The organism is Nonomuraea sp. C10 (assembly GCF_008017515.1).
GTDB classification, from domain to species: Bacteria; Actinomycetota; Actinomycetes; order Streptosporangiales; family Streptosporangiaceae; genus Nonomuraea; species Nonomuraea ferruginea.
This window is the reverse complement of record NZ_VPFF01000001.1, coordinates 356,706-379,667: the sequence shown is the minus strand read 5'-3', so window position 1 is coordinate 379,667 and position 22,962 is coordinate 356,706. Positions and strand designations below refer to the sequence as shown.

24 protein-coding genes are annotated in these 22,962 nt (G+C 71.2%); 9 read left to right on the top strand and 15 right to left on the bottom strand.

What is annotated here, in order from left to right:
• Nucleotides 1-101: 101 nt before the first annotated feature.
• The 9 genes from FR742_RS01780 to FR742_RS01740 all read right to left on the bottom strand — a co-directional run bounded on the left by FR742_RS01780 (nt 102) and on the right by FR742_RS01740 (nt 9,999).
• Nucleotides 102-2,954 (bottom strand): CDP-glycerol glycerophosphotransferase family protein, encoded by a 2,853-nt coding sequence (locus FR742_RS01780; RefSeq protein WP_261808310.1) that lies wholly within the window; start codon nt 2,952-2,954, stop codon nt 102-104.
• A 94-nt stretch (nt 2,955-3,048) separates the two neighbouring features.
• Nucleotides 3,049-3,369, bottom strand: coding sequence for an MGMT family protein (locus tag FR742_RS01775; protein WP_148029282.1), 321 nt, complete (start codon nt 3,367-3,369; stop codon nt 3,049-3,051).
• Nucleotides 3,357-3,716, bottom strand: a complete 360-nt coding sequence (locus tag FR742_RS01770; RefSeq protein WP_148029281.1) for a hypothetical protein — start codon at nt 3,714-3,716, stop codon at nt 3,357-3,359. Before FR742_RS01770 ends, FR742_RS01775 begins: the two co-directional genes overlap by 13 nt.
• 22 nt (nt 3,717-3,738) lie before the next feature.
• The gene (locus FR742_RS01765) at nt 3,739-4,896 is read right to left on the bottom strand and encodes a S8 family serine peptidase (RefSeq protein WP_148029280.1); all 1,158 of its coding nucleotides are present in this window, start codon (nt 4,894-4,896) and stop codon (nt 3,739-3,741) included.
• Nucleotides 4,890-5,798: a hypothetical protein gene (locus FR742_RS01760; RefSeq protein WP_261808309.1), complete on the bottom strand. Its 909-nt coding sequence runs from the start codon at nt 5,796-5,798 to the stop codon at nt 4,890-4,892. Before FR742_RS01760 ends, FR742_RS01765 begins: the two co-directional genes overlap by 7 nt.
• Nucleotides 5,799-5,855: 57 nt before the next feature.
• Nucleotides 5,856-7,112: a S8 family serine peptidase gene (locus FR742_RS01755; RefSeq protein WP_261808308.1), complete on the bottom strand. Its 1,257-nt coding sequence runs from the start codon at nt 7,110-7,112 to the stop codon at nt 5,856-5,858.
• Nucleotides 7,106-7,822 carry a hypothetical protein gene (locus tag FR742_RS01750; protein ID WP_261808307.1) on the bottom strand — a complete coding sequence of 239 codons (717 nt, stop codon included), beginning with the start codon at nt 7,820-7,822 and terminating at the stop codon, nt 7,106-7,108. The genes FR742_RS01755 and FR742_RS01750 overlap by 7 nt, the downstream gene beginning before the upstream one ends.
• Before the next feature lie 56 nt (nt 7,823-7,878).
• On the bottom strand, nt 7,879-9,060 hold the full coding sequence (gene moeZ, locus FR742_RS01745) for an adenylyltransferase/sulfurtransferase MoeZ (RefSeq protein WP_148029279.1): 1,182 nt from the start codon (nt 9,058-9,060) through the stop codon (nt 7,879-7,881).
• Between the two features lie 42 nt (nt 9,061-9,102).
• Entirely contained in the window at nt 9,103-9,999 is an 897-nt protein-coding gene (locus FR742_RS01740) for an alpha/beta fold hydrolase (protein WP_148029278.1), read from the bottom strand.
• A 118-nt stretch (nt 10,000-10,117) separates the two neighbouring features.
• On the opposite strand from FR742_RS01740, the gene FR742_RS01735 reads away from it, so the two are divergent.
• Together FR742_RS01735 and FR742_RS01730 are read left to right on the top strand one after the other, a co-directional pair.
• Nucleotides 10,118-10,483: a hypothetical protein gene (locus FR742_RS01735; RefSeq protein ID WP_148029277.1), complete on the top strand. Its 366-nt coding sequence runs from the start codon at nt 10,118-10,120 to the stop codon at nt 10,481-10,483.
• A gap of 638 nt (nt 10,484-11,121) precedes the next feature.
• Nucleotides 11,122-11,490 (top strand): hypothetical protein, encoded by a 369-nt coding sequence (locus tag FR742_RS01730; RefSeq protein ID WP_148029276.1) that lies wholly within the window; start codon nt 11,122-11,124, stop codon nt 11,488-11,490.
• A gap of 784 nt (nt 11,491-12,274) precedes the next feature.
• On the opposite strand, the gene FR742_RS01725 is transcribed toward FR742_RS01730, so the two are convergent.
• On the bottom strand, nt 12,275-12,559 hold the full coding sequence (locus tag FR742_RS01725; RefSeq protein WP_148029275.1) for a hypothetical protein: 285 nt from the start codon (nt 12,557-12,559) through the stop codon (nt 12,275-12,277).
• Nucleotides 12,560-12,875: 316 nt separating this feature from the next.
• Entirely contained in the window at nt 12,876-13,811 is a 936-nt protein-coding gene (locus tag FR742_RS01720) for a Ku protein (protein WP_148029274.1), read from the bottom strand.
• A gap of 213 nt (nt 13,812-14,024) precedes the next feature.
• Here FR742_RS01720 and ligD point away from each other — a divergent pair, with 213 nt between their 5' ends.
• From ligD to FR742_RS01700, 4 genes are all read left to right on the top strand, one after another.
• Nucleotides 14,025-14,909 (top strand): non-homologous end-joining DNA ligase, encoded by an 885-nt coding sequence (ligD, locus tag FR742_RS01715; RefSeq protein WP_148029273.1) that lies wholly within the window; start codon nt 14,025-14,027, stop codon nt 14,907-14,909.
• Nucleotides 14,910-14,942: 33 nt separating this feature from the next.
• The gene (locus FR742_RS01710) at nt 14,943-15,155 is read left to right on the top strand and encodes a hypothetical protein (RefSeq protein WP_246639498.1); all 213 of its coding nucleotides are present in this window, start codon (nt 14,943-14,945) and stop codon (nt 15,153-15,155) included.
• A gap of 62 nt (nt 15,156-15,217) precedes the next feature.
• Nucleotides 15,218-15,838: a TetR/AcrR family transcriptional regulator gene (locus tag FR742_RS01705; protein WP_148029272.1), complete on the top strand. Its 621-nt coding sequence runs from the start codon at nt 15,218-15,220 to the stop codon at nt 15,836-15,838.
• A gap of 83 nt (nt 15,839-15,921) precedes the next feature.
• On the top strand, nt 15,922-16,155 hold the full coding sequence (locus tag FR742_RS01700) for a DUF3107 domain-containing protein (RefSeq protein WP_246639500.1): 234 nt from the start codon (nt 15,922-15,924) through the stop codon (nt 16,153-16,155).
• A 50-nt stretch (nt 16,156-16,205) separates the two neighbouring features.
• On the opposite strand, the gene FR742_RS01695 is transcribed toward FR742_RS01700, so the two are convergent.
• A complete protein-coding gene (locus FR742_RS01695; protein ID WP_148029271.1) occupies nt 16,206-16,850 on the bottom strand; it encodes a ferritin-like fold-containing protein in 645 nt (214 codons plus the stop codon).
• A 349-nt stretch (nt 16,851-17,199) separates the two neighbouring features.
• On the opposite strand from FR742_RS01695, the gene FR742_RS01690 reads away from it, so the two are divergent.
• Both FR742_RS01690 and FR742_RS01685 read left to right on the top strand, forming a co-directional pair.
• Complete coding sequence (locus FR742_RS01690) at nt 17,200-19,092, top strand: DEAD/DEAH box helicase (RefSeq protein ID WP_222708813.1); 1,893 nt, start codon at nt 17,200-17,202, stop codon at nt 19,090-19,092.
• Between the two features lie 154 nt (nt 19,093-19,246).
• Nucleotides 19,247-20,131: an alpha/beta fold hydrolase gene (locus tag FR742_RS01685; protein WP_148029270.1), complete on the top strand. Its 885-nt coding sequence runs from the start codon at nt 19,247-19,249 to the stop codon at nt 20,129-20,131.
• A 5-nt stretch (nt 20,132-20,136) separates the two neighbouring features.
• Here FR742_RS01685 and FR742_RS01680 read toward each other — a convergent pair whose 3' ends face one another.
• Genes FR742_RS01680 through FR742_RS01670 form a run of 3 tightly spaced genes read right to left on the bottom strand, consistent with a single transcriptional unit; the run spans nt 20,137 to nt 22,490 of the window.
• Complete coding sequence (locus FR742_RS01680) at nt 20,137-21,069, bottom strand: PD-(D/E)XK nuclease family protein (RefSeq protein ID WP_148029269.1); 933 nt, start codon at nt 21,067-21,069, stop codon at nt 20,137-20,139.
• A gap of 28 nt (nt 21,070-21,097) precedes the next feature.
• Nucleotides 21,098-21,814, bottom strand: coding sequence for an MBL fold metallo-hydrolase (locus FR742_RS01675; protein WP_148029268.1), 717 nt, complete (start codon nt 21,812-21,814; stop codon nt 21,098-21,100).
• A gap of 49 nt (nt 21,815-21,863) precedes the next feature.
• Nucleotides 21,864-22,490, bottom strand: coding sequence for a DUF6758 family protein (locus FR742_RS01670; protein WP_148029267.1), 627 nt, complete (start codon nt 22,488-22,490; stop codon nt 21,864-21,866).
• A gap of 74 nt (nt 22,491-22,564) precedes the next feature.
• On the opposite strand from FR742_RS01670, the gene FR742_RS01665 reads away from it, so the two are divergent.
• The gene (locus FR742_RS01665; RefSeq protein WP_148029266.1) at nt 22,565-22,960 is read left to right on the top strand and encodes an NUDIX hydrolase; all 396 of its coding nucleotides are present in this window, start codon (nt 22,565-22,567) and stop codon (nt 22,958-22,960) included.
• The last annotated feature ends 2 nt before the right edge of the window (nt 22,961-22,962 follow it).

Sequence of the window (22,962 nt, the reverse complement as noted above, 5' to 3'; positions counted from 1 at the left end):
GGGGTAGATCGTGCCGGATTGACCGGTCTCCCGAGCGATCGTCCAGGGTAGCGGGGCAAATCTGAGTTTTCCCGCCCGACACGCCGGGCGGGAAACGGGCGTCAGGAGAAGATGTGGTCCACGACGCGGGCGGTGGCCTTGCCGTCGTCGCGGGGCGCGAACGTGGCGCGGAAGGCGTCGTAGCGGTCGGCGTGGGCCGCCGCCACCTCGTCGATCGACCGCAGCGCGTCGATCACCTCGGCCGACGTCGGCAGCACCGGGCCCGGCGCGATCTCCGGCAGGTCCAGGTAGAGGCCGCGCTTGGCCGAGTACTTGGGCAGGTCGTAGCCGTACAGGACGATCGGCCTGCCGGTCACGACGAAGTCGGCCAGGACGGACGAGTAGTCGGTCACCAGGACGTCCGTCACGAGCAGCAAATCCGCCATATCCGGATAAGTCGTGACGTCGTGAGCGATGTCGGGAACGGCGGGCGCGGCCTGCATCGGGTGCGCGCGCACCAGCAGCTCGTGGTCCGCCCCCAGCGCCTCCCTGGCCTTCGCCAGGTCGAGCTTGACCATGGCGTTCTTGCGGTCGTAGTCACGCCACGTGGGCGCGTACAGGACGACCCGCTTGCCCTCGGCCAGCCCGAGGCGCTCGCGTACCTTCGCCGCGAGCTGCTCGCGGTCGGGCGAGGTCAGCACGTCGTTGCGGGGCAGCCCGCTCTCCAGCACCTCGCCCTGGTAGCCGAACGCCTTGCGCAGCACGGGCGTGGCCCACGGCGACTGCGACAGCAGCACGTCCCAGCCGCGCACGTCGGCGGCCTGCCGGTGCCAGACCGGCGGTCTGGGGTCGCGGCGCATGTGCGGCTGGTCGTTGCCGATGTGCTTGACCGGGGTGCCGTGCCAGGTCTGCAGCACCACCTGGCCCTCGCGGGAGCGGAACCAGACGGGCAGGAACGAGTTCGTCACGATGTAGCGGGACCTGGCCAGCGCCGCCTTGTGCTCGCGGCTGCCGGCCCGCACGACGGTGGCGGGGCCGGGAGGGGTGAACGCGCCGTCCTTGACGATCCAGATGTGCTCGCGGTCGTCGCCGCGGCGCAGCCGCTCCTCGTAGATGGCGCGGACGCTGTCGGCGTACAGGCGGCCCTCGTTGACCACGTAGACGGTGGCGTCGTCCAGCGGCTCGGTGCGCTGCTGCGGGTAGAAGACCTTGCGCAGCACATGGGTGCCGGCCAGGCCCTTCTCGTTCGCGGGCCGGTCCTCCTCCGACAGCACCACCGGCACGTCGAAGCGGGTCGACACGATGCGGAAGCAGTGGCCGCCGGCCGTGCGCGGGCTCTCGTCGAGGCCCTCCAGCGCGGCGTGGTCCATGCGCACCGGGACGATCTCGCCGGACGGGTGCCGCATGGACATGTTCCAGGTGCCGGAGGCCAGCGGCACGGGCTCGCCGAAGCGGTCCATCGCGCCGGGCTCGAACCGCACCTCGAAGTCCTCGCCGGTACGCGTCATCGGCAGCTGGTAGGACAGCCCGGAGCGGTGGCGCAGCGAGACGGCGCGCGGGCCCGCGGCGTCGGGGTAGCGGCCGCGCAGCACGAGCGTGGTGCCCTCCCACACGGCCGAGACGATGACGGGCCGGATGCGGTGGGCGGAGATGATCACGCGGTCACGCCGGTCGCCCAGCACGGTGATCTCGCGGTCGCCGCTGGTGAACCTGGTCTCCCCCAGGTCGCCGAGCATGACGGTGGCGGCCGGGTCGCCCTTGGGCTCGACCCACAGGCGGCGGCCGTCCTTCTCCTGCAGCAGGGCGGGCACGGCGAGGTCGAGCGTCACCTCGGTGGCGGCGCCCTTGGGGGTGAAGTCCGCGGCCATGCGGTGGCCGCCGACCCGGGCGTGGCCCTTGGTCACGACCCGGCCGGCCAGGGTGATCTTCAACTGCAGGTGCTCGTCGTCCACGCGGACGCCGGTGAGCTCGGCCCGGTTGGGCTGGAACGCCACCTGGAGCGCGCGGTCGGAGGTCCACACCGGCCTGACCCACCAGCCGGGGCTGAGCTGGCGGCCGGCGGGGCGCTCGCTGCGCCCGACGCCGTAGCCGCGCAGCAGGCCGGTGGCCCGGGCGCCGCGGCTCCAGAACACGATCTCGGCCCGCCACGTCGTGGTGTCGGCCACGGCCGGGCGGCGGCGCAGCCGGCGGCGCACCGCGGAGACCATGCCCCTGGCCGCGCCGCGCCAGCGCAGCGCCCACGGGTTCAGCTCGGCGGTGAAGCCGGACCAGTCGTAGTTGCAGCCGACCTCGCGGGCGCCGTGGGTGGCCTCGGGGGCCAGCACGCGCCGGGTGCGCAGGCGCACCGGCGGCAGCCAGCGCGGGCCGCGCAGGACCACCGTCGCCCAGTTGGCCCGGCGGCTGCGGACCGAGAGCCCGGCCAGGTAGGCGTAGCCGGAGATGCGCAGCTTGCGGCCGTCCCACACGATGTCGTCGATGTGCGTGACGGGCACCAGGTCGGCCTTGCGCAGCCGGTACAGGTCGGCCGGCAGTTCGTCCTTGAGGGGCAGGTCGGCGTACCAGCGCAGGCCCTTGCGGATGCGCTTGGACGGCTCGGCCGCGGCCGCCACGACCTGGGCGAGCGTCTCTCCCTCGACCAGTTCCTCGTCGGCGCGGGTCTCGATGAGGTGGCACATGAGGCGGCGCGCGACCGGCAGCTCGCGCTTGACCTTCGGGTCCACCCCGGAGAGGTACGGGCGCACGAGGGTGAGGAGCTCGCGCCGCGTGTCGGGGCCGCGCTTGACCGCCAGGTCCATCCGCGCGCCCAGCGGCCCGCTGAGCACCTCGGTGTCGAACTCCGCGCTGCGCCCGCCGGTCCCGACCAGGGCCATGATCTCGTCGAGCGGCTCGCCGCGGTCGCAAAGGTCCTGGACAGCCTTCAGGCGGTCGGGGATCGCTTCGCCGCCGGGGCTCTGGGCTGTCAGGCCGTTAGCCATCGCGGTAGGCACCGCCTTTCAGGCCGCCGTTATGTTCAGCCCATGGTAATAGGAGTCACAAGATGTGAATTCGCACAGTTCGCGAAGAGGCAGGTCAACGGGCTTCCTGTGAATCCGCTGAACGCCCGTCCCAGCGCGCCCGGCGCATGTCGACCCGTTCGCCGCGCAGCGGGGTGCCCTCCTCGCGCCAGTGGGACAGGCATCGTGCCTGGTGTCCGGGGGCGCCCGTGCCGTCGGCGTGTACCACGCGCCACCAGGGCACGCCGCCTCCCCAGGTGGACATGACCCGCCCGACCTGACGCGGGCCGCCCTCGCCGAGATACTCGGCGACGTCGCCGTAGGACATGACCTTGCCGGGAGGGATGCGGTCGACGACGTCGAGCACCCGCTCGGCGTACGGGTTCAGGGGGTCCACGCCGCCGGGCCCGCTCGGAGCATCTCGTCGAGCCTGCCGAGCTCCGTCGCCAGTCCTTCGGCCAGCACCTCGACCGCGCCGTCGCGCAGCGCGTAGACCTCGCCGTCCTCGCCCACGAGCCGGGCGCCGAGCGCCGCCGAGAGCCTCACGAGCTGCGCCACCTGCCAGTCGGAGCCGGGTTCGCCGACCACCTGGCCGCGCCACGCCCCCACCGCGTGGGCGCCGTCGCCGTGCCTGGCGACGATCTCTTCGGAACCGCGCAGCTCGAACCCCGCCGGCTCGATCGCCTTCGCGAGGTCCGCGAGGGCGATCGGCGACTCACGAACCACGCGCAGTTCGTATCCCATGGGGCGCGACCTTAGCGGATCTTCACTCCCTGCGTTGGTTGAGAACCACGATTCCACCGCAGAACATGACAAGGGCCACTAGAACCCCAATCCCGTACAGCCAGAGCCGCCACGCGTCCGGCCCCGGCGCCGTCGGCGGCGGGGAGTCCTCCCCCTGCCCGAAGTGCTGATCGTCGGGTACGGGGACGCTGCGGCGCTGCCCGCCGAGCGTGGCCGCGGCGTCCAGCGCGGCGCCCGCGTCGACCACGCCGAAGCCGACCTCCTCGTCATAGCCGTCGGCCGGCCTGCCCTTCGCGCCCGCGGCCAGCGCCTGCGCCACCTGGTCGGGCCGCAGGCCGGGGTAACGCGCCTTGATCAGGGCGGCGACCCCCGACACCAGAGCCGCCGCCGAGCTGGTGCCCTCCGACAGCTCGTAGCCGCTGCCGCGCCTGACCACGGGGACCCCCGAGCCCGGCGCCGCGACCAGCACCGACAGGTTGTCACTGCTGTACGAAGCCACCCTGCGCTGTTTGTCGACGGCCGCGACGCCGATGACGCCCGGGTATCCGGCCGGGAAGCTCCAGTAGGAGGTGCCGTTCTCCCTGGCGTACTCCGTCTTCCCGTCGTTGCCGACGGCCGCGACCAGCACCACGCCCTTGCCGAGCGCGTACGAGACCGCCTCGCGCTCGGACCTGTGGGCCCCGTACGTGCCGATGGACATGCTGACGACCTGCGCGCCCTGGTTGACCGCGTACCGCAGGGCCCGCGCGAGCGGGCTCTCGATCACCGCGCGGTCGTCGGCCAGCGGCGGGTCCACCCGGTCCGGGTCCTCCGCCACCGCCAGCGGCAGGGACAGCACGCGGACCTCGGGCGCGACGCCGACGTAGCCGTCGTCGGCGCCGGAGGCGGCGATGAGCCCCGCCATCGCGGTGCCGTGGCGGCCCGGGGTCACCTCGCGGCGCACCGCGCCCGAGCTCATGTCGGGGCCGACGGTGACCCGGCCGCGCAGCTCCTTGACGTCGGGGTCGACCGCGCTGTCGATGACGGCCACGGTGACGCCGGCGCCCTTGGTGGTCCGCCACGCCTGCTCGACGTTGAGCGCGTCGAGCACCCACTGCTGCCGGTCGCGGATGGGCGCGGCGTGCGCCGGGGTCTGCAACAGGAGAAGGGCGGCGACCAGGGCGCGCACGACGGTCAGCACACGTTCCCCTGGGTGCACGGCGGGACCTTGGGCGGATCCGCCAGGAAGTAGGCGATCTGGTTGCCGATCGACCGGGCGGCCGGCCAGAGCTCGCTGTGCAGCTCCTCCTCCGGCGGGATCGCGGCCCTGGTGCGGCCGTCGGCGTAGCCGCCGGTGGTGAAGACGAGGTAGGGCCCGGCGCCGGCCCAGCCGGTGCGCTGGCGCTGCTCGGCGCCGAACCGCTCGGCCACGGTGCCGGGGAAGGCGACGGGCAGCACGCCCACCCGGTCGTCCTGGGTGAGGTCCCCACCGGCCGAGACCCTGGCCTCCTGGTCCTTGAGCACGGCCACGCCGATGGTGAAGACGAAGGTGGAGCTCTGGTCGACGTACGTGGCGCGCAGCAGGCTCACGCAGCCGTGCTCGGCCAGGATCGCGCCGACCGCGGGGTCCACGGCGTCGCGGCACCTGGCCTCGGGGGCGATGCCGACCCGCCTGGCGTACTGCTGGGTGCGGTCGAGGCCGAGGTACTTCAGCTCCTCGGGGAAGATGCCGGTGGTGGGCCACGACTGCCAGCGCCGGGCGATCTCCTCCTGCTTGTAGCGGTTCTGCTCCTCGGCGGTCAGCGGGCGCGAGCGCGTCTCCTTGAACAGGCCCACGGTGCCGAGCAGCACGACGACGGCCGAGAGTGCCACGATGACGCCCACCAGTGCCACGAACGCCCGCCGGTAGCGGACGCCCTGCTGCAACTGGTCGGTCTCGGCCCGTTGCCTGGCACGCTGCCTGGACATGGACCGGCCGGTCGCCGGCGACCAGTCGCGCACCCGCGACCTGCGGCCGGTACCGGCGCCGAGCGGGTTCTTCCGTCCCGGCGTGGCGTCCCCCGCGGCGCGCGGCAGCCCTGTGGTGGACCTACGTGCCTTCACCACCGCCTCGTTCCCAAGCTCGGCTTTCTGTGTCATTCGTCCCCGTAACAGGGCGGATCATGCGTCTTGGTCATTGTGCGCTCGTCGCACCCTCCTCACCAAGGCGAGGATGACCGCCACCGAGCCGACCGCGCCTCCGGCCGACGCCACCGCGATCGACGCGTGCAGCACGACGCGCCGCTCGTCCCTGTGGACGACCTTGACCGGGCCCGCGGCGCCGCCGCCGAGCGGCCGGTCGGGGTCGTGCGCCAGCGCGGCGGGCGCGGCCTCGGTGTGCCCGGCGAGCTTGGCCGCCTCGGCCAGCGCCCTGGCGGCGTTGACGACGCCGAAGCCGGTGCCGGTGTCGTAGCCGGTGGGCGGGCTGTCGACGGCCCCGGCGGCGAGGGCGCGGGCCACGAGCGGCGGCGACATCTTCGGATATTTCGCCCTGACGAGAGCCGCGACGCCGGAGACCAGGGCGGTCGCCTGCGAGGTGCCCCGGCCCGTCCAGTACTCGTCGCCGGGACCCGCGCCCATGATGTCGACGCCGGGCGCGGCCACCAGCACCGAGGCGTTCCCGTTGGAGAAGGCCGCCCGCCGCAGGCCCGCGTCGGCCGCGCCGACCGCCACCACGCCCGGGAAGGCCGCCGGGTAGGAGTACGGTGCCGCCCCCGCCACCTTGCGGGTGCCCTCGTTGCCGGCCGCGGCGACCAGCACGACGCCCTTGCCGATGGCGTAGCGGACCGCGGCCCGGTCGGCCTTGCTGGCCAGCTCCTTCGAGATGGACAGGTTGATGACGTCGGCGCCCTGGTCGACCGCGTAGCGGATGCCCCTGGCCACCACGTCCTCGAACCTCGGGTCGACGTTGAACGTCCGGAACCCCGGCTCCTCGTCCTCCAGGATCACCCGTACCGACAGCACCTCGGACTCCGGGGCCACGCCGATGATCCCGTCGGCGCCGCCGGGGCCGTGACCGTGGCCGGCGATCAGTGACGCCATGTACGTGCCGTGCAGGCGACGCGGCGCCACCCCCGGCGCGTTGGCGCCCTCGGTGAAGTCCTCGCCCACGGTCACGGAGCCGGCCAGGTCGCGGTGGCCGGGGTCGACGCCGGAGTCGAGCACGGCCACGGTGACGCCCGCGCCCCGGCTGACCTCCCAGGCGGCGGGCAGGTCGAGTGTCTTGATGACCCGCTCCTGACTGGCCCGCACCTCGTCGGCCACCGCGGGCGCCGCGTCGAGCAACAGCACCCCGGCCACCGCCAGCGTCCCGGTCAGCGCGGCCTGCCCGCGCCCGCCTCTGCCGGGGCGCGAGGTACGCGGGCGACGGGTCAGCACTGCCAGTCCTCGGAGGCGCAGTCGGGCATCCGCGGCATGGTCAGCTCGGCGAGGACGCGCTCGGAGATCTCGGTGGCGAAGGCGAAGACGGCCGGCCGCTGCTCGGCCGCGCCACCGGGCCGTCCGTCCACCTGACCGGCCGTGGTCAGCACCAGGTACGGGCCGGACTGGCGTACCGAGCCCCGCTGGCGCACCGCCGGCGCGAACCGGTCGGCCACCGTGCCGCGGAAGGCCAGCGGGAGCAGGCCGGGAACCGGCTCGCCGCCGGCGGGGAACGCGGACTTGGCCCGGGCGGCGCGCGCCGCGTCGGGCAGGGCGACGACGCCGATGGTGACGAGCACACCGCGCAGGGCGTCGATGTACGTGGCGCGCAGCACGGCGCGGCACCCCGACTCCGTCAGCGCGGGGACGGCCACGGCGTCGACCGCGCCGGCGCAGCCGGTCGTCGGTGAGATGCCCAGCCTGCGGGCCCGCTCCTTGCCGCCCTGCTCGGCGGAGTAGGACAGCGTGGCGGGGAAGATGCGGCCGGCGTCCCAGGTGCGCCAGCGCTCGGCGACCTCGCGCTGGGAGGCCGCCCTGAGCTCGGCGGCCGTCGGGCCGCGGGTGAGCTCCGAGCTCACCGAGCTCGCCGCGACCCCGGCGGCCACCGCGCAGACCGAGGTCAGCGCGGAGGCCACCACCAGGATGGGCCAGAGGCGAGCGTTGTCCACAGGATCGACCTTAATGCGGCCGACCCTCCGCCATCCGCAGAAACCGGACCGCCGGTCTAGTACTCCGGCAGGCTCGGGTCGACGGTCTTGATCCAGCTCAGCACGCCGCCGCCGACGTGGACGGCGTCGGAGAACCCGGCGTCCTTGACGACCGCCAGGGCCTCGGCGGAGCGGGCGCCCGACTTGCAGTGGAGCACGATGCGCTTGTCCTGCGGCAGCTTCTCCAGGGCGGAGCCGTTGAGGAACTCACCCTTGGGGATCAGCGTGGCGCCGGGGATGCTCACGATCTCGTACTCGTTGGGCTCGCGGACGTCGACGAGGAAGATCCCGTCGCCGTTGTCCTGCATGGCCTTGAGCTCACGGGCGGTGATGGTGGAGCCGGAGACCGCCTCGGCGGCCTCGTCGGACAGCGCGCCGCAGAACGCCTCGTAGTCTTCGAGCAGCTCGGTGACCGTCGGGTTCTTGCCGCACAGGACGCACTCGGGGTCCTTGCGGACCTTGACGTCGCGGTACTTCATCTCCAGGGCGTCGTAGATCATCAGCCGGCCCACCAGCGGCTCGCCGATGCCGGTGATCAGCTTGATGGCCTCGTTGACCTGGATGGAGCCGACCGACGCGCACAGCACGCCGAGCACGCCGCCCTCGGCGCAGGACGGGACCATGCCGGGAGGCGGGGGCTCCGGGTAGAGGCAGCGGTAGCAGGGGCCCTGCTCGGCCCAGAAGACGCTGGCCTGACCGTCGAAGCGGTAGATCGAGCCCCACACGTACGGCTTGCCCAGCAGCACCGCGGCGTCGTTCACCATGTAGCGGGTGGCGAAGTTGTCGGTGCCGTCGAGGATGAGATCGTACTGGGAGAAGATCTCCATGACGTTCTCGGTGGTGAGCGTGGTGTTGTGGATCACCACGTCGATCAGCGGGTTGATGGCGCGCACGGAGTCGGCGGCGCTCTCGGCCTTGGGCCGGCCGACGTCGGCCTGGCCGTGGATGACCTGGCGCTGCAGGTTGGAATCGTCGACGACGTCGAAGTCGATGATGCCGAGCGTGCCGACGCCCGCCGCGGCGAGATACAGCAGCGCGGGCGAACCGAGGCCGCCGGCGCCCACACACAGCACCTTGGCGTTCTTCAGCCGCTTCTGCCCGGCCATCCCCACGTCGGGGATGATCAGGTGGCGCGAGTAGCGGCGCACTTCGTCAACGGTCAGCTCGTCAGCCGGCTCGACCAGCGGTGGCAACGACACTTTCTACGCTCCCGTTCCAGGGGTCTTATCTCCCTTTGAAACCTAGCCGAGCAGTGGGGCATTCCCCAATCGCGTCTCACCGATCAGACGACGCGTCTCCAGCGCGACGAGACGGGGCTGCTCCATCATCGCCACGTGCCCGGATCCGGGCAGCAGAACCAGCCTCACCTGCCGGAACGTGCGCGCCGCCCGGGCGGCCATGGCGGGCCTGACGAGCCGGTCGTGCCTGCCGTGGATGATCAGCGTGGGCGCCTCGACCCTGGCGGCCAGCCGCCACAGCGACTGCGGGCCGCGGCGCAGGTACTCGGCCACGATGCCGCGGGCCGAGCCGAGCATGGCGGCGATGGTGTGCGGCAGGTCGTCGCGGCGGCGCAGCTCCTCGACCGCCTCACTCAGCCGTACCGGATGGATCGCCCGCGCGTTCGCCCAGACCATGGCGAACGTGGCCTCGACCCGCCGCTCCGCCGGGAGCAGCTTGAGCCTGCCCGCCAGCCACTCCCCCACCCAGGGCGTGGCGGCCGCCGCGACCCGGACCGGGCCGTACCTGGGGATCAGGTCGGGCAGCGCGGGCGAGACGAGTGTGAGGGAGCGCACCAGGTCGGGGCGGGTGGCGGCGACCCGCACGGAGACCGCGCCGCCGAGCGAGTTGCCGAACAGGTGGGCCGGGCCGGTGTGCTCCAGCAGGCCGATGACCGCGCGGGCGTGCGCGGGGACGCCGTAGTCGCCGTCGGAGGCGGCGGGCGAGCATCCGGACCCGGGCAGATCGACGGCGTGACCGGTGACGACGTCCTTCAGCTCGTCCATCAGGTCGGTCCAGTTGGTCGCGGAGCCGGCCAGGCCGTGCACGAACACCGCCTGCTCGGGGGCGCCCTGCGGGGTCGATCTGACGTGCACGGGCCCGATCATCCGTCCCGGCCAGTGCGGGACCGGCTCTGCCATGGCTCCTCCTCATAACCATCCTGCTTAGGGGCGGTCTGCATTCCGTACAGACGCGTTTTCACCTCGCGCCGCAGGACATCAGCCGCGTACGTCCAACGATACGGACAGGGGAAATGTGATGAGGTTCAGCCGTGTCGCGGTGGTGCTCGCGGTCGCGGTCGTGGCGGGCGGCGGGTTCGCGACCGGCACGGCGGGGGCCGCCCGGGGGCCGGCCCCGACGGTGGCCGCCGCCGTCGGAGGAGCGCGGGACGGGGACGGGCGGGCGCCGAAGCGGTGCAGGTACGCGGTGCGCCGGATCGAGACGAGACTCAACGTGCGCGGGGGGCCGGGGACCCGGTACCGGATCGTGGACAAGCTCTACCCGGGCGACTACGCGTGGGGGAGCTGCCGGAAGTTCGGCAGGTGGCGGAAGGTGCGGGGGGTGGACGCGGACCGGCTCGGGTTCAGCCACGCGTACTACCTGAGGCGGATCGACACCCGCTGACCGGACAGATCCGGATTTTTCGTGTTTAGGGATCTAATCGATCTTTTGATACGCCGAGAACATGGCAAAAGCCACCACATGCCGTTTATGGCGGCCATCGCCGGAAAACATGAGAGCAGCGGCACCCAGCGTGATGTCAACGGCACTCATCGTGACGAACGGTCAGGGTCGACGACGCGGCACATGGCGCCACATCCACGGCATGCGCCGGAGGAGCCCGTCACACGCCTCCTCCGGTTGACGCCGGTCATGGAAGCGCCCCCGCGATAATTCGCTCGCTGGGTGCCGCCGTTTCAGCGCGAACATGGCACGGCTCTCGCGTTCTCGCTTTTCCGGAGCAGTATTTACGGGGCGCTCCGGCCTGCCCTTCTCCGCAGAGAATTCATTGGGGGAGAACAGACCGGAAAGGCGGTGTTCCACCCTGTGGAGCCGCCCACATTTCCGCCCGAATCGGACATATCGTGCCATTTTGCGAGATAGATCTACAAGCCGAGCAATAAGATTGTTATTGCATAGCAAAATAGGGCGAACTCCGTTTCATAGGCCACAGGCCGGAAATGACATTCAGCAGGATGACTCATTAGTAGCCGTCCAGATCGTCGAGAACGGGGCAATCCGTCCTTTAGGGGGAAAACGCAATGCCCAAGCTCAAGAGTGTTATCGCGGGCCTCGCCGTCAGCACCGCGCTTACCGGCGGCCTGGTTGCCGGAGGTGCGACCGCCGCCGCCGCCATGCCGACCACCGCGCCCGTCGTCACCGACGACGGCTTCGGTGACGGCTTCAACGACGGCTTCGGCTTCAACAACGGCCTCGGCTTCGGCTTCTTCGGGGGCCACACCTTCGGCAACCGCCACAGGTGCGGCCACCACCACGGCGGCGGCTGGGGCCGTCGCAGCAAGAACAAGCACATCTGCGTCGTGGTCCGGAACTTCAACTTCAACGAGAACAAGCTGCGCCGCCACGACCGTCACCACCACCGCCGTCACCACAGCAACCTCATCAACTAGGGCGAGCCACCTCGCCGACCGCCGGGTGCGGATGGGATGAGCGCTCGTTTTCATTGATGGTCGTCCGGTCCCTTTCCAGGGATGTGGTTTCCCGGCTCGTAGTGAATTCCGGGCTCTCGGGACAGGCCGTGTGCGATGGCGCGGCCTGTTCTGAGATTTCCTTTCTCGTCTCCGCGGCAACTTCGAGGGCTCCGCCGGCAATGGCGCCGGCGGGGCCCTCATTGCGTCGTCTCATGGACGGCCGGGGCTTCCGAGCTCTCAGGATCCGCTCCTGGAGTCCGCCCAGGCGCCGAGCTCCCGCGCACCGCCCAACGCCCGTATCCATCGGTGCGGCCCTTCTCACGAAAGGCCGCACCGATGGATACGGGCTCTTTCATGTCCCCTGCGCACCCCCCTCAGCCAGGTTCGCGTCGGGCGTCACAAAGGCTCTCAGCGCTCCCGTAAGACCGCCCGGCAAGGGACATGCCGAAATCCCCGCCTCCGGGAATACGCCCGTGCACGACAAAAGGAGAGGGCTCCCCCGGCGCCAGTGCCGGCGGAGCCCTCGAAGTTGCCGTGGAGACGAGAAAGGAAAACTCAGGACGGGCCGCGCCATAGAACGCGACCCGCCCCCGAGAGAGCCCGGAATTCACCACAGAGCGGAAACCGTATCCCCAGAAAAGGGGCCCCGAACCGATCCTCAATGAGAACGAGCACTCATTCCTGCGCCGTCAACGACGATTGATCACTAGCCGACGTGTCATCCACTGGCTGCGCCATGCGACGGCCGGCGAGGTTGTCGATGTCAGTCGAGGTCGTCCCAGCCCCAGTTCCGGTGGTGGCGCCGGTGCTCGTTCGGGTTCCGGTTGATGTTGAAGTTCTCGACGATGACCCGGACTTGCTTGCGGTGGTGCTTGCGCCACCAGCAGCGGTGGCCGCAGTGCCCGCCGGTCAGGACCGACGTGCCCGCGCTGACCTGAGTGGCGGCAGCTGCGCTGGTGGTGGTCATGGTCGCGCCCGCGACCACGACGCCACCTGTCACGGCGGTGCTGAGGGCGAGGCCCGCGAGAACACTCTTGAGCTTGGGCATTGCGTTTTCCCCCTAAAGGTTCGATTGCCCCGTACTCGGGACCTTTCTTAAGGTCCAAGAAAGGTCCCCGGATGATGCTGAAGACTCATCCGGTAAGTGATATTCCCGTCACTCTGGGTGAGCAAACAGTCATCCTTCCATTTTGCTATGCATTAGCGTTGCTATTGCTTAAATTAAGCGTTTATAGAATGTAACTGCACGAATTGTCCGATATGTCCGCTAATGCAAGGCAAGCGCCGGCAGGATCATCCGGGTACACGGCCGCATGGCCGCGCGTGAGAACGGACAGCGGGGGTGAGTCCAGGGGCAGGAGGCGTCAGGCCGACTTGCGGGCCTTCCGCTTGGCGGGGGCCTTCTCTTCCTGGCCCTTCTCTTCCTTGGCCTTCTCTTCCTTGGCGCTGTCGTCCTTGGCCCTGTCGTCCTTGGCCTTCGCCTTGCCCGAGGCGGCCCGCTTCGGCTTGGCGGGAGCGCCCTCGCGCTCGCGCTTGGCGGCCTCGACGCTGGCCCGCAGCGCCGCCATGAGGTCGACGGCGGGGCCGCCCTCCTCCTCGGCCTCCGGAGGCGTGACGACCTCCTTGCCCGCCACCTTCGCCTCGATGACCTCCTGCAGCGCCTCGCGGTAGGTGTCGTGGTACTCGGCCGGGTCGAAGTCGGCCTCCATCGTGGAGATCAGCGACTCGGCCATCTTGAGCTCCTGCGTCCGCACGTCGATGTCCTCGTCCAGGAACTCGAAGTCCGGCTTGCGGATCTCGTCCGGCCACAGCATGGTCTCCAGCACGAACACCCCGTCGCGCACCCGCAGCGTCGCCAGCGACTCGCGCTGGCGCAGCGCCACCTTGACCACCGCCACCTGGCCGGAGCTCTCCAGCGCGTCGCGCAGCAGCACGTACGGCTTGGCCCCCTGCGCGTCGGGCTCCAGGTAATAGGACTTGGCGAAGTAGATGGGGTCGATCTGCTCGGCGGGGGCGAACTGCAGCACGTCGATCCGGCGGGAGGTGCTCAGCGGCAGCCCTTCGAAGTCCTCGTCGGTGAGCACGACCATCTCGCCCGTGGCCAGCTCGTAACCCTTGGCGATGTCCGCGTACGCGATCTCCTCGCCGTCGAGCGTGCACACCCTCTTGTAGCGGATGCGGCCGCCGTCCTCGCGGTGCACCTGGTGGAAGCTGACGTCCTTCTGCTCGGTGGCCGAGTAGAGCTTCACCGGGATCGTGACCAGCCCGAAGGAGATCGCACCTTTCCAGATGCTGCGCATGGGCAACTCCTCAGTAGTGTCGGGCGGTTCGCCAACGGGGACATACCCGTCCCCGTGCGACCAATGCCATAGCTCGTCGAACCCATGCCGGGCCGGTCCTGTGGCGTTATCGATGGGTTAGACCCGATCTCGTCGGGGAGGTGGCGTACACGAAGGCCGCGCCGTCCCGTGTGGCGCGGGCCCGGAGAAGCTGCCCCCGGAGGTGACGGCCCGATGAGCCCGGCGAGCAAGGTCCCGGTGCGGGTGGACGGGCGGGAACTCGTCCTGAGCAACCTGGACAAGGTGCTCTATCCCGAGTCCGGCTTCACCAAGGCCGAGGTCATCGACTACTACAGCCGGATCGCCCCGGTGCTCCTGCCGCACCTGGAAGGCCGGCCGCTGACGGTCAAGCGCTTCCCGAACGGCGTCGAGGGCATGTCGTTCTTCGAGAAGAACGCCCCCGAGCACACCCCCGGCTGGGTGCGCAGGGCACGGCTGCCGGCGCCCGGCAGCACCAAGGACCGCGACGCCATCGACTTCGCCCTGATCGACGACCTGCCGGGGCTGGTCTACTACGCGAACCTGGCCGCGCTGGAGCTGCACGTGCCCCAGTGGCGGGTGGACGGGGAAGGACGCGCGCTGCCGCCGGACACGCTGGTGTTCGACCTGGACCCCGGGCCCCCCGCGACGATCGTGGAGTGCTGCGAGGTCGCCCTGATGCTGCGCGAGGTGCTGTCGGCCGACGGCCTGGAGGCCAGGCCGAAGACCAGCGGGAGCAAGGGCATGCAACTGTACGCCGCGTGGGACGGCCGCGAGGAGCCGTCGGCGTACGCCAAGCGGCTGGCCCAGGCGCTGGCGAAGCGGCACCCCGAGCGGATCGTCAGCGTGATGGCGAAGAAGCAGCGGCCGGGCAAGGTCTTCATCGACTGGAGCCAGAACAACCCCGCCAAGACCACGGTCGCGCCATACTCGCTGCGGGCCAGGACGCGTCCGACGGTTTCCACGCCACTGCTGTGGAAGGAGGTCGAACGCTGCGAGAGCCCGGAAGACCTGGTGTTCACGTCGTCCGACGTGCTGGCCAGGATGGAGAAGCACGGCGACCTTTTCAGCCGGGCGTAATCTGGTTCAGTCCACACGAAGAGGGGGACCGACATGTCGGAGATGGACGTACGCGGGGACGACGACAACTTCGCCGATGACCAGGAGCTGCCGATCGAGGCGACGCCGGCCGACGCCGCCGAGCAACAGCGTCCGCTGCGGGAGGACGACGAGCAGTGGCGCCTCGAGCTTCCCCTTGAGGTCAACCCGGCCGACGCGATCGAGCAGGACCGCGTGGTCGGGTACGACGACGACGACTATCGCTGAGGTGATGACTACCCGCCCGTAGGATGTCGGCAGACCCGGCACGAAACCCGTTGGAGACCCGTGTGACCGCTACCCCGGACGCCAAGCCCCGGGGCACCCGGCTGCCCCGACTCGCCCGCCGCAGGCAGCTGCTGAGCGCGGCGCAGGAAGTGTTCGTGGAGAACGGCTACCACGCGGCCGCCATGGACGAGATCGCCGACCGCGCGGGGGTCAGCAAGCCGGTGCTCTACCAGCACTTCCCGGGCAAGCTGGAGCTCTACCTCGCGCTGCTCGACCTGCACGTCGACGACATGGTCACCCGGTGCAGGGAGGCGCTCGCCTCCACGACCGAGAACAAACTGCGGGTGCAGGCGACGTTCAGCGCGTTCTTCGACTTCGTCTCCACCCAGGGCGAGGCGTTCCGGCTGGTCTTCGAGTCCGACCTGCGCAACGTGGCGCCGGTGCGGCAGCGCGTGGAGCGCTCGCTCAACGAGTGCGCCGAGATGGTCAGCGCGGTGATCCAGGAAGACACCGGCTGCACCAGCGACGAGGCCCACCTGCTGGGCGTCGGGCTGGTCGGCATGGCGGAGGTGAGTGCCCGCTACTGGGTCAGCGAGCACGGCTCCATCCCCAAGGACGCGGCCGAGCAGCTCATGGCCCGGCTCGCCTGGCGGGGCATCAGCGGTTTTCCGCGTACGGCTTAACCCGTTCGCTGGGCGCGATCAGCTGCGCTTTTCCGGCGTCGAACGGCCACGATGAGGGAAGCCCCGCCCCGTGGAAAGGGAGCATGATGGAAATCAAGATCGGCGTGCGTTCGGTGCACCGTGAGCTCGTTGTGGAGACCGACCTGTCGTCCGAGCAGGTCGAGGAGGAAATCCGGAAGGCCCTTGCCGCCGATCGCGGCGTGTTCGCCATCACCGACGTGAAGGGCAGGCGTGTGGTGGTGCCGGTGGCGTCGCTGGGCTTCATCGAGATCGGCGAGGACGAGTCGCGTCCCGTGGGCTTCGGCGGCACCCTCTAGGCGCCGCCGCCCGGGAGCCGCCTTGAGGCGCGGCTCCCGGGCGTGACGCCTCAGATGCCGAGCGCCGCCATGCGCTTGCCGTGCTGCTCCGTCAGTTTGGCGAACAGGCGGGAGATCTCCGCCTGGTCGTTCGCGCCCGACTCCACCAGCATGAGCGCCAGCTCCGGGCGTTCCGCCGCCACCCGCTGGCCCTGGCTGAGCGCCTCGCCGACGAGCCGCCTGGCCCACAGCGCCAGCCGCCCGCTCACCGCCGGGTCCGCCGCGACGCCGGCCCGTACGCGCTCGACGGCGAACTCCGCCCGCCCCTCGTCCGTCAGCACCTCGTCGACCAGCTCCACGATCGACGGGTCCAGCCTCCGGGCCGCCTCACGATAGAAGTCGAGCGCGATGCCCACCCCCACATAGGCCTTGACCAGGGCCTGCAACCAGTCGGCCGGGCTGGTCTGGGTGTGCCAGGCGTCCAGCGCCCCGGCGAACGGCTGCATCGCCCGCTCCGGGTCCGCCCCCAGCTCCCGCAGCCGGTCGTAGAGCAGCCGGAAGTGCTGATACTCGGCGACGGCCAGCTCGCACAGCGCCGTCCGGTCGGCGAGCGTGGGCGCCAGCGTGGCGGCGTCCTCGGTCATCCTCGTGAATGCGCTCAGCTCGGCATAGGCCAGGACGCCGAGCAGGTCGGCGACCCCAGGAGACTCGTTCATGGAAGGCAGCGTACTTCCGGGAATCTTCGGGAACATCCGTAAGCCTGGTCAGCGTTGTGGTATCGAGTACACTGCTCTGAGAAAGTGCGACCGCACTGTGTACATTCGGGGGTCTCTCCTCCGAATCCCCCGATCCCCGGGTGCGCGGTCGTAATGACGCGAGAGGGCTGGCTCTACCGCGAGGACCCAGATACGAGGTCGGATTTCCGCCCGTAGGTCCCGGCAGGCCCGCCTTCATTTGAGACTGAGGCAGGCCACGCTGACGACTTTCCGAGACCTCGGAGTCACACCAGAAATCGCCGATGCCCTCGAGACCGAGGGCATCACGACACCGTTCCCGATCCAGGAAATGGCGCTTCCGCTGGCGCTGAACGGCCAGGACCTGATCGGCCAGGCCCGCACGGGCACCGGCAAGACCTACGCGTTCGGCATCGCGATGCTGCAGAGCATCGGCAAGCCGCGCAAGAACCGCAAGAAGCCACGCGGGCTGGTCGTCGTGCCGACCCGCGAGCTCGCCACCCAGGTGAGCGAGGACCTGGTCACCGCCGCCGGCAAGCTCGGCTCGCGGGTGCTCACCGTCTACGGCGGGCGCGCGTACGAGCCGCAGATCGAGGCGCTCAAGGCGGGGGTCGACGTCATCGTCGGCACCCCCGGCCGGCTGCTCGACCTGGTCAAGCAGAAGCATCTCGACCTCGGCCAGGTCAACACGCTGGTCCTCGACGAGGCCGACCGGATGCTCGACCTGGGCTTCCTGCCGGACATCGAGCGGATCTTCAAGCTGATCCCGGCGGAGCGGCAGACGATGCTGTTCTCCGCCACCATGCCGGGCGAGATCGTCACCCTTTCCCGCAAGTACCTCAGCCGCCCCACCCACGTGCGCGCCGAGAACGAGAGCGGCGAGGCAGAGACCACCCCGCAGGTGCGCCAGATCGTGTGGCGCGCCCACCGGATGGACAAGATCGAGATCGTGTCCCGGCTGCTGCAGGCCGAGGGCCGCGGGCTCACGATGATCTTCTGCGAGACCAAGCGCGCCTGCGACATGGTCTCCGAGCAGCTCGACACCCGCGGGTTCGCGGTCGCGGCCGTCCACGGCGACCTCGGCCAGGGCCAGCGTGAGCAGGCGCTGCGGGCGTTCCGCAACGGCAAGGTCGACGTGCTGGTCGCCACCGACGTGGCGGCTCGCGGCATCGACATCGACGACGTCACCCACGTGGTCAACTACGACTGCCCCACCGACGACAAGACCTACGTGCACCGCATCGGCCGCACCGGCCGGGCCGGGCGCACGGGCATCTCGGTCACGTTCGTGGAGTGGGAGGAGCTGACCCGCTGGAAGATGATCAACCAGATGCTGGGCCTCGACTTCCCGGAGCCCGAGGAGACCTACTCCACCTCTCCTCACCTTTACACCGAGCTCGACATCCCCGAGGGCACCAAGGGCGTGCTGCCGCACGCCAGCCGCTCCCGGGCGGGCCTTTCCGCGGAGCGCATCGAGGACCTCGGCGAGACGGGCCGGCCACGCGCGCGCGGCCGTCGCCGCGACGAGCGTGAGGAGCGAGAGCGGGAGCGGGAGCGTCCGGCCCGCACGCGCCAGCGCCGCCGCACCCGCGGCGGCAGGTCCGCGGAGGAGAGCCCCGGGGGCAGCCCTGCCGTCGAGACGCCGGAGGTCGAGCTCGTGACCGGTCGCTCCAGCCAGCACCAGGAGGAGACGCCCGCGATCATCACCGCCGAGGAGGTGGCGACGGCCGCCGAGCCGCGCCGCCGCACCCGGCGGTCCGCCGTCCAGGAGGAGCAGGTCGCGGACGTCACCGCCCGCCAGGAGCGGTCCGTCACGGCCCCGCCGAGCGACCACACGGCCGCGCCCAGGCGCGACCAGATCGCGGCCCCGCCGCGTGACGAGATCGCGACGCCGTCGCGTGACCGGGTCGCGGCCTCCCAGCGGGACGAGATCGCGACGCCGTCGCGTGACCGGGTCGCGGCCTCCCAGCGGGACGAGGTCGCCACGCCGGCACGCCAGGAGACCGAGTCCTCGTCGCGTGACGAGGCCACGGCGCCGGGCGAGCCGGAGTTCGCCGCACCGCGGCGGGAGCCGGAGCGGATCATCCCGGCCAGCCCGTTCACGGTGATCTTCCAGTCACCTGACCTGGCGACGGACGACGACGACATCGCGCCGTCGGCGGCCACGGAGCGCAAGCAGCAGCGCCGCGGCGGCAACCGCGGCAACCGCCGCCGCACCGGCTGACACGTTCGGCGAAAGGCGCGCATCCCGACGGGGTGCGCGCCTTTCCGCATGTCACGGGCTTTCTCACGGACATGGGCACGACTCGCCCCAGATCGCACCGGCGTACCGTGTTCACCGGTGTCGAGGTGGTGGGCTCTGGGTATTGTTGCCCCACGTGAGTACGCCGCGATTCCTGCACCTGCCTCCTGGCGTCACCCCACGCAAGATCGAGACCGACCGCGGCATGTTCGCGGCCCTCGAGGCGCTGCCGGCGACCGGCGTGGTGGAGCGATGGCCCGCGATCCTTCTCCCGGGCCTGACGGGCAGCAAGGAAGACTTCATCGCGGTCCTGCAGACGCTCGCCCTGTCGGGCCGCCGCGTGCTGGCCGTCGACCTGCGCGGCCAGTACGAGACGCCGGGCCTCGACGACCCCGCCGCCTACACCTGCGCGGCGCTGGGCGCCGACGTCGACGCGCTCGCCCAGCGGTTCGGCGACGGCGAGCCGGTCCACCTGGTGGGCCACTCCTTCGGCGGGCTGGTGGCGCGCGAGGCGGCGATCGACGGGCGCACCAAGTTCGCCTCGTTCACGCTGATGGGCTCCGGCCCCGCGGGCATCACCGGCAAGCGCGCCGGACACGCCCGATGGCTGACGCGCACGATCCCCCTGTCGGGGCTGGAACACGTGTGGCATGCCGGCTTCGAGCCGGAGGCGCTGGCCGCGGGCGTGCCCGACGACATCATGGCCTTCCTGCGCCAACGGCTGCTGTCCAACTCGCCGACGGGTCTGGCGCGCATGGCCGACGAGGTGGTGTCCGTGCGCGACCGCACCGAGGAGCTGCGCCAGATCGAGGTGCCCACGCTCGTTCTGTACGGGGAACACGACGACGGCTGGCCTGCCGAGACGCAGCAGGAGATGGCGGCGGCCCTGGGCGCCGACTGCGTGGTGGTGCCGGGCGCGGCCCACTCACCCGCGGTGGAGGCCCCGGAGACCACGGCGGCGGCGCTCGTCAGGTTCTGGAACGAGGCCGAGAGCCACACCCTCGACACCCGCGCCACCTGACAGCGTCACTCCGCCAGGCCGTCCCAGGGGCGGTGCTCGGGGGCGGCGGTCAGGCCTTCGGGGCAGTGGCGGCGGAAGTCGCACCAGCCGCAGATCGGGCCGGGGCTGGGGGCGAACACCTCGTCCAGCTCCGTGGGCACGCGTGGCGGGCTCACCAGGGGCCGGTCACGCCGCTCGGGGGCCGGCGCGTCGTCACGGGCCGCCGGTGAACGGCCCGCGTCGCGGGGCCGAGGGCGCTTGGCCTGGGCCGGCTCGCCCATCACCGTCCGGTAGCGCTCGTCCGCCTCCGCCGCCTCCAGCGCGATCTCCTCGGCGCGCCGCAGATGGCGGTCGAGCGACTCGTCCGTGTGACGCCACTGCACGATCTCGCCCGTCGGCAGGTGGTGCAGCTCGACGGCGTGGGCCGGGGTGCGCATCATGCGGGACGCCGCCACCGCGTAGATCGCCAGCGCCAGCGAGGAGCGCGCGTCGTCCTGCGTGAGCGGCCGGCGCCCGGTCTTGTAGTCGACCACCACCAGCTCGTCGCCGCGCCGGTCGAGCCGGTCGATGCGGCCGGAGACCGCGATGACCGAGGTCCGGGTGGCCACGGTGCGTTCGACGCCGACCGGGTCGTCGGACGGGTCGAGCGTGGCCACATAGCCGGAGACCAGGTCGCGGCCGCGGCCGAGCCACTGCGCCGACTGGGCCTCGTCCCTGAACCCCTCGGTGATCCAGCCCTTGGTGAGTAAGACGGCCGCCGTCAACGGCGTGCGCCGCTCGTACGGCTCCCGCCACCACGCCGCCAGCGCGTTGTGGACGCTCGCCCCGACGCTGTTGTGCGCCCAGCCCGGGCCCTTCGACGGCTGCGGCCGGTCCAGGTAGGTGAACCGGTAGCGGCGCCGGCAGTCGAGCCAGGCGTTCAGCCGCGACGGCGTGCACGAGTAGAGCCGCCGCGGCATCCCATCCAGCGGAAGCTGGTCGTACACCCTAGTCGTCGCCGGAGTCGAGCCTGATGCGGGCGGCCCTGGTGCCGTCGACGAGCGGGCCCTCCTCCTCGGGCTCGGTCTCGACCCGCGTCAGCGAACCGCCGATCCAGTCGTCGAAGTGCGGCTCCAGGTCGCCGATGGTGACCTCCTCGCCGTGGGCGGGCAGCACCCGCGTGTCGCCGGGCAGCGTGAACAGCCGCCCGCCGATGGCGGTGAGCTGGTCGGCCAGGCGGGGGTACTCGCCGCCGAGCTTGCCGGGCCCGTCGGCCTGGAGCGTCTTGCCGGAGAAGACCGCGCCGAGGCCCTCGCAGTAGAGCGAGACCCCGCCGGGCGTGATGCCGGGCGTCTCCATGACGTCGAGCTGGACGTCGGCGACCTGGAAGATGCCGTCGTCCTCCATGTCGATGTCGGGCCAGGTCTCGGTCCAGGTCTCCCGCCAGAGCGGCTTGTCCTTGGGGTGGAGTGCGACGACCGCCTCGTCCCTGGCCGCCACCTCGATGGCGGCGCCGACGTGGTCGGGCAGGCCGTGGGTGCAGATGACCGCGAGCACCTCGCGCTCACCCACCTGCTCAAGGATCTTCTCGGCGTCCCTGGCGGGGTCGATGACGATGGCCTCCTCGTCGTCGCCGATGATCCAGGTGTTGTTCTCGACCTTGTGCTCGGTGCCGTCGATGTCGACGAGGCCCTCGGTCACCACTCGCTCGATACGCGCTGTCACGCCTCCGAACTCTAGCCCGTCCGCACCGGTGAGCGAATCCCGTTGGGCATCAGTCTTCGAGCCGGGGGGAGAACGCGCCGAAGGGGATGTCGAGGTCGTGGTCGCGCAGGTCGATCAGGCTCAGCTCGGCGAGCACGATGAGGCAGCCGGCCTCGGCGGGCCAGGCGATGACCCACAGCCAGTTGCCGAGCGCCTCACCGGCGTAGACGGCCCGGTCGGCGGCGCCGTTCACGCACCACAGCGGGGCCGGATGCCCGAGGACCTCGATCTTGGCGTTGGGCGGGCCCGAGTCGAACCCCTCGCCGGGGTCGGCCCCGTCCAGACCGGCGAACGCGGCCCCGAGGCCGACGCCCGGCTCCTCGGCGATGACGAGGATGTCCGCGGGCCCCTGCGTCAAGGACGGCCCGGACAGCGCGACCAGGCTCGCCCGTATGCCCTTGCGCTCGTCGCCGACCTCGCCGAATCCCGTCACCAGCCATCCGGACGGCAGCGGCCAGGGCAGCCAGACCGGCACCAGCGAGGTCTTGCGCATCGCCTCCGCGGCCGTCTGCGACGGCGGCCAGGGCGGCTGGTACGGCAGGACGTCGCCGTGCGCATCGCAACGCCAGGCACTGGACCACACGCTCGGCGCGTGCAGCGGGCCGAAGCACCGTGGGCAGGTTGGAGCCGCTCTCACAGCTACCCACGGTGCTTCGTCGGGCACCGCCCCGTCAAGACCGCAGTCCGTTATCACGTCGTAATCTTGACCATGTGCGCGTAAATTGTGTCGGCGCGATCGTCCTGGACGACGCGCGCCGCCTTCTGCTCATCCGGCGCGGGCACCCTCCGGACGTGGGTCGCTGGTCGCTGCCGGGCGGCCGGGTGGAGCCCGGCGAGTCCGACGCCGTGGCGGTGCGGCGCGAGGTGCTGGAGGAGACCGGGCTGGAGGTGGCTGTGGGCCCGCTCGCGGGCACGGTGGACCTGCCCGCTCCCGGCGGCGACACGTACGCGGTCCGCGACTACCGCGCCACCGTGGTCGGCGGCACCCTCACGCCGGGCGACGACGCCGCCGACGCCCGCTGGTGCACGCGGGAGGAGCTCGCCCGGCTGCCGCTCACCACCGGCCTGCTGGACACCCTGCGCGCCTGGCGGGTCCTGCCCACGTGACG

Bases quoted from the DNA above. Each gene is read 5' to 3' on its own strand.
- FR742_RS01780 (WP_261808310.1), bottom strand. From the start codon at position 2,954: ATGGCTAACGGCCTGACAGCCCAGAGCCCCGGCGGCGAAGCGATCCCC.
- FR742_RS01770 (WP_148029281.1), bottom strand. From the start codon at position 3,716: ATGGGATACGAACTGCGCGTGGTTCGTGAGTCGCCGATCGCCCTCGCG.
- FR742_RS01740 (WP_148029278.1), bottom strand. From the start codon at position 9,999: ATGGCAGAGCCGGTCCCGCACTGGCCGGGACGGATGATCGGGCCCGTG.
- FR742_RS01735 (WP_148029277.1), top strand. From the start codon at position 10,118: ATGAGGTTCAGCCGTGTCGCGGTGGTGCTCGCGGTCGCGGTCGTGGCG.
- FR742_RS01730 (WP_148029276.1), top strand. From the start codon at position 11,122: ATGCCCAAGCTCAAGAGTGTTATCGCGGGCCTCGCCGTCAGCACCGCG.
- FR742_RS01725 (WP_148029275.1), bottom strand. From the start codon at position 12,559: ATGCCCAAGCTCAAGAGTGTTCTCGCGGGCCTCGCCCTCAGCACCGCC.
- FR742_RS01720 (WP_148029274.1), bottom strand. From the start codon at position 13,811: ATGCGCAGCATCTGGAAAGGTGCGATCTCCTTCGGGCTGGTCACGATC.
- ligD (WP_148029273.1), top strand. From the start codon at position 14,025: ATGAGCCCGGCGAGCAAGGTCCCGGTGCGGGTGGACGGGCGGGAACTC.
- FR742_RS01710 (WP_246639498.1), top strand. From the start codon at position 14,943: ATGTCGGAGATGGACGTACGCGGGGACGACGACAACTTCGCCGATGAC.
- FR742_RS01700 (WP_246639500.1), top strand. From the start codon at position 15,922: ATGATGGAAATCAAGATCGGCGTGCGTTCGGTGCACCGTGAGCTCGTT.
- FR742_RS01695 (WP_148029271.1), bottom strand. From the start codon at position 16,850: ATGAACGAGTCTCCTGGGGTCGCCGACCTGCTCGGCGTCCTGGCCTAT.
- FR742_RS01690 (WP_222708813.1), top strand. From the start codon at position 17,200: ATGGCGCTTCCGCTGGCGCTGAACGGCCAGGACCTGATCGGCCAGGCC.
- FR742_RS01680 (WP_148029269.1), bottom strand. From the start codon at position 21,069: ATGCCGCGGCGGCTCTACTCGTGCACGCCGTCGCGGCTGAACGCCTGG.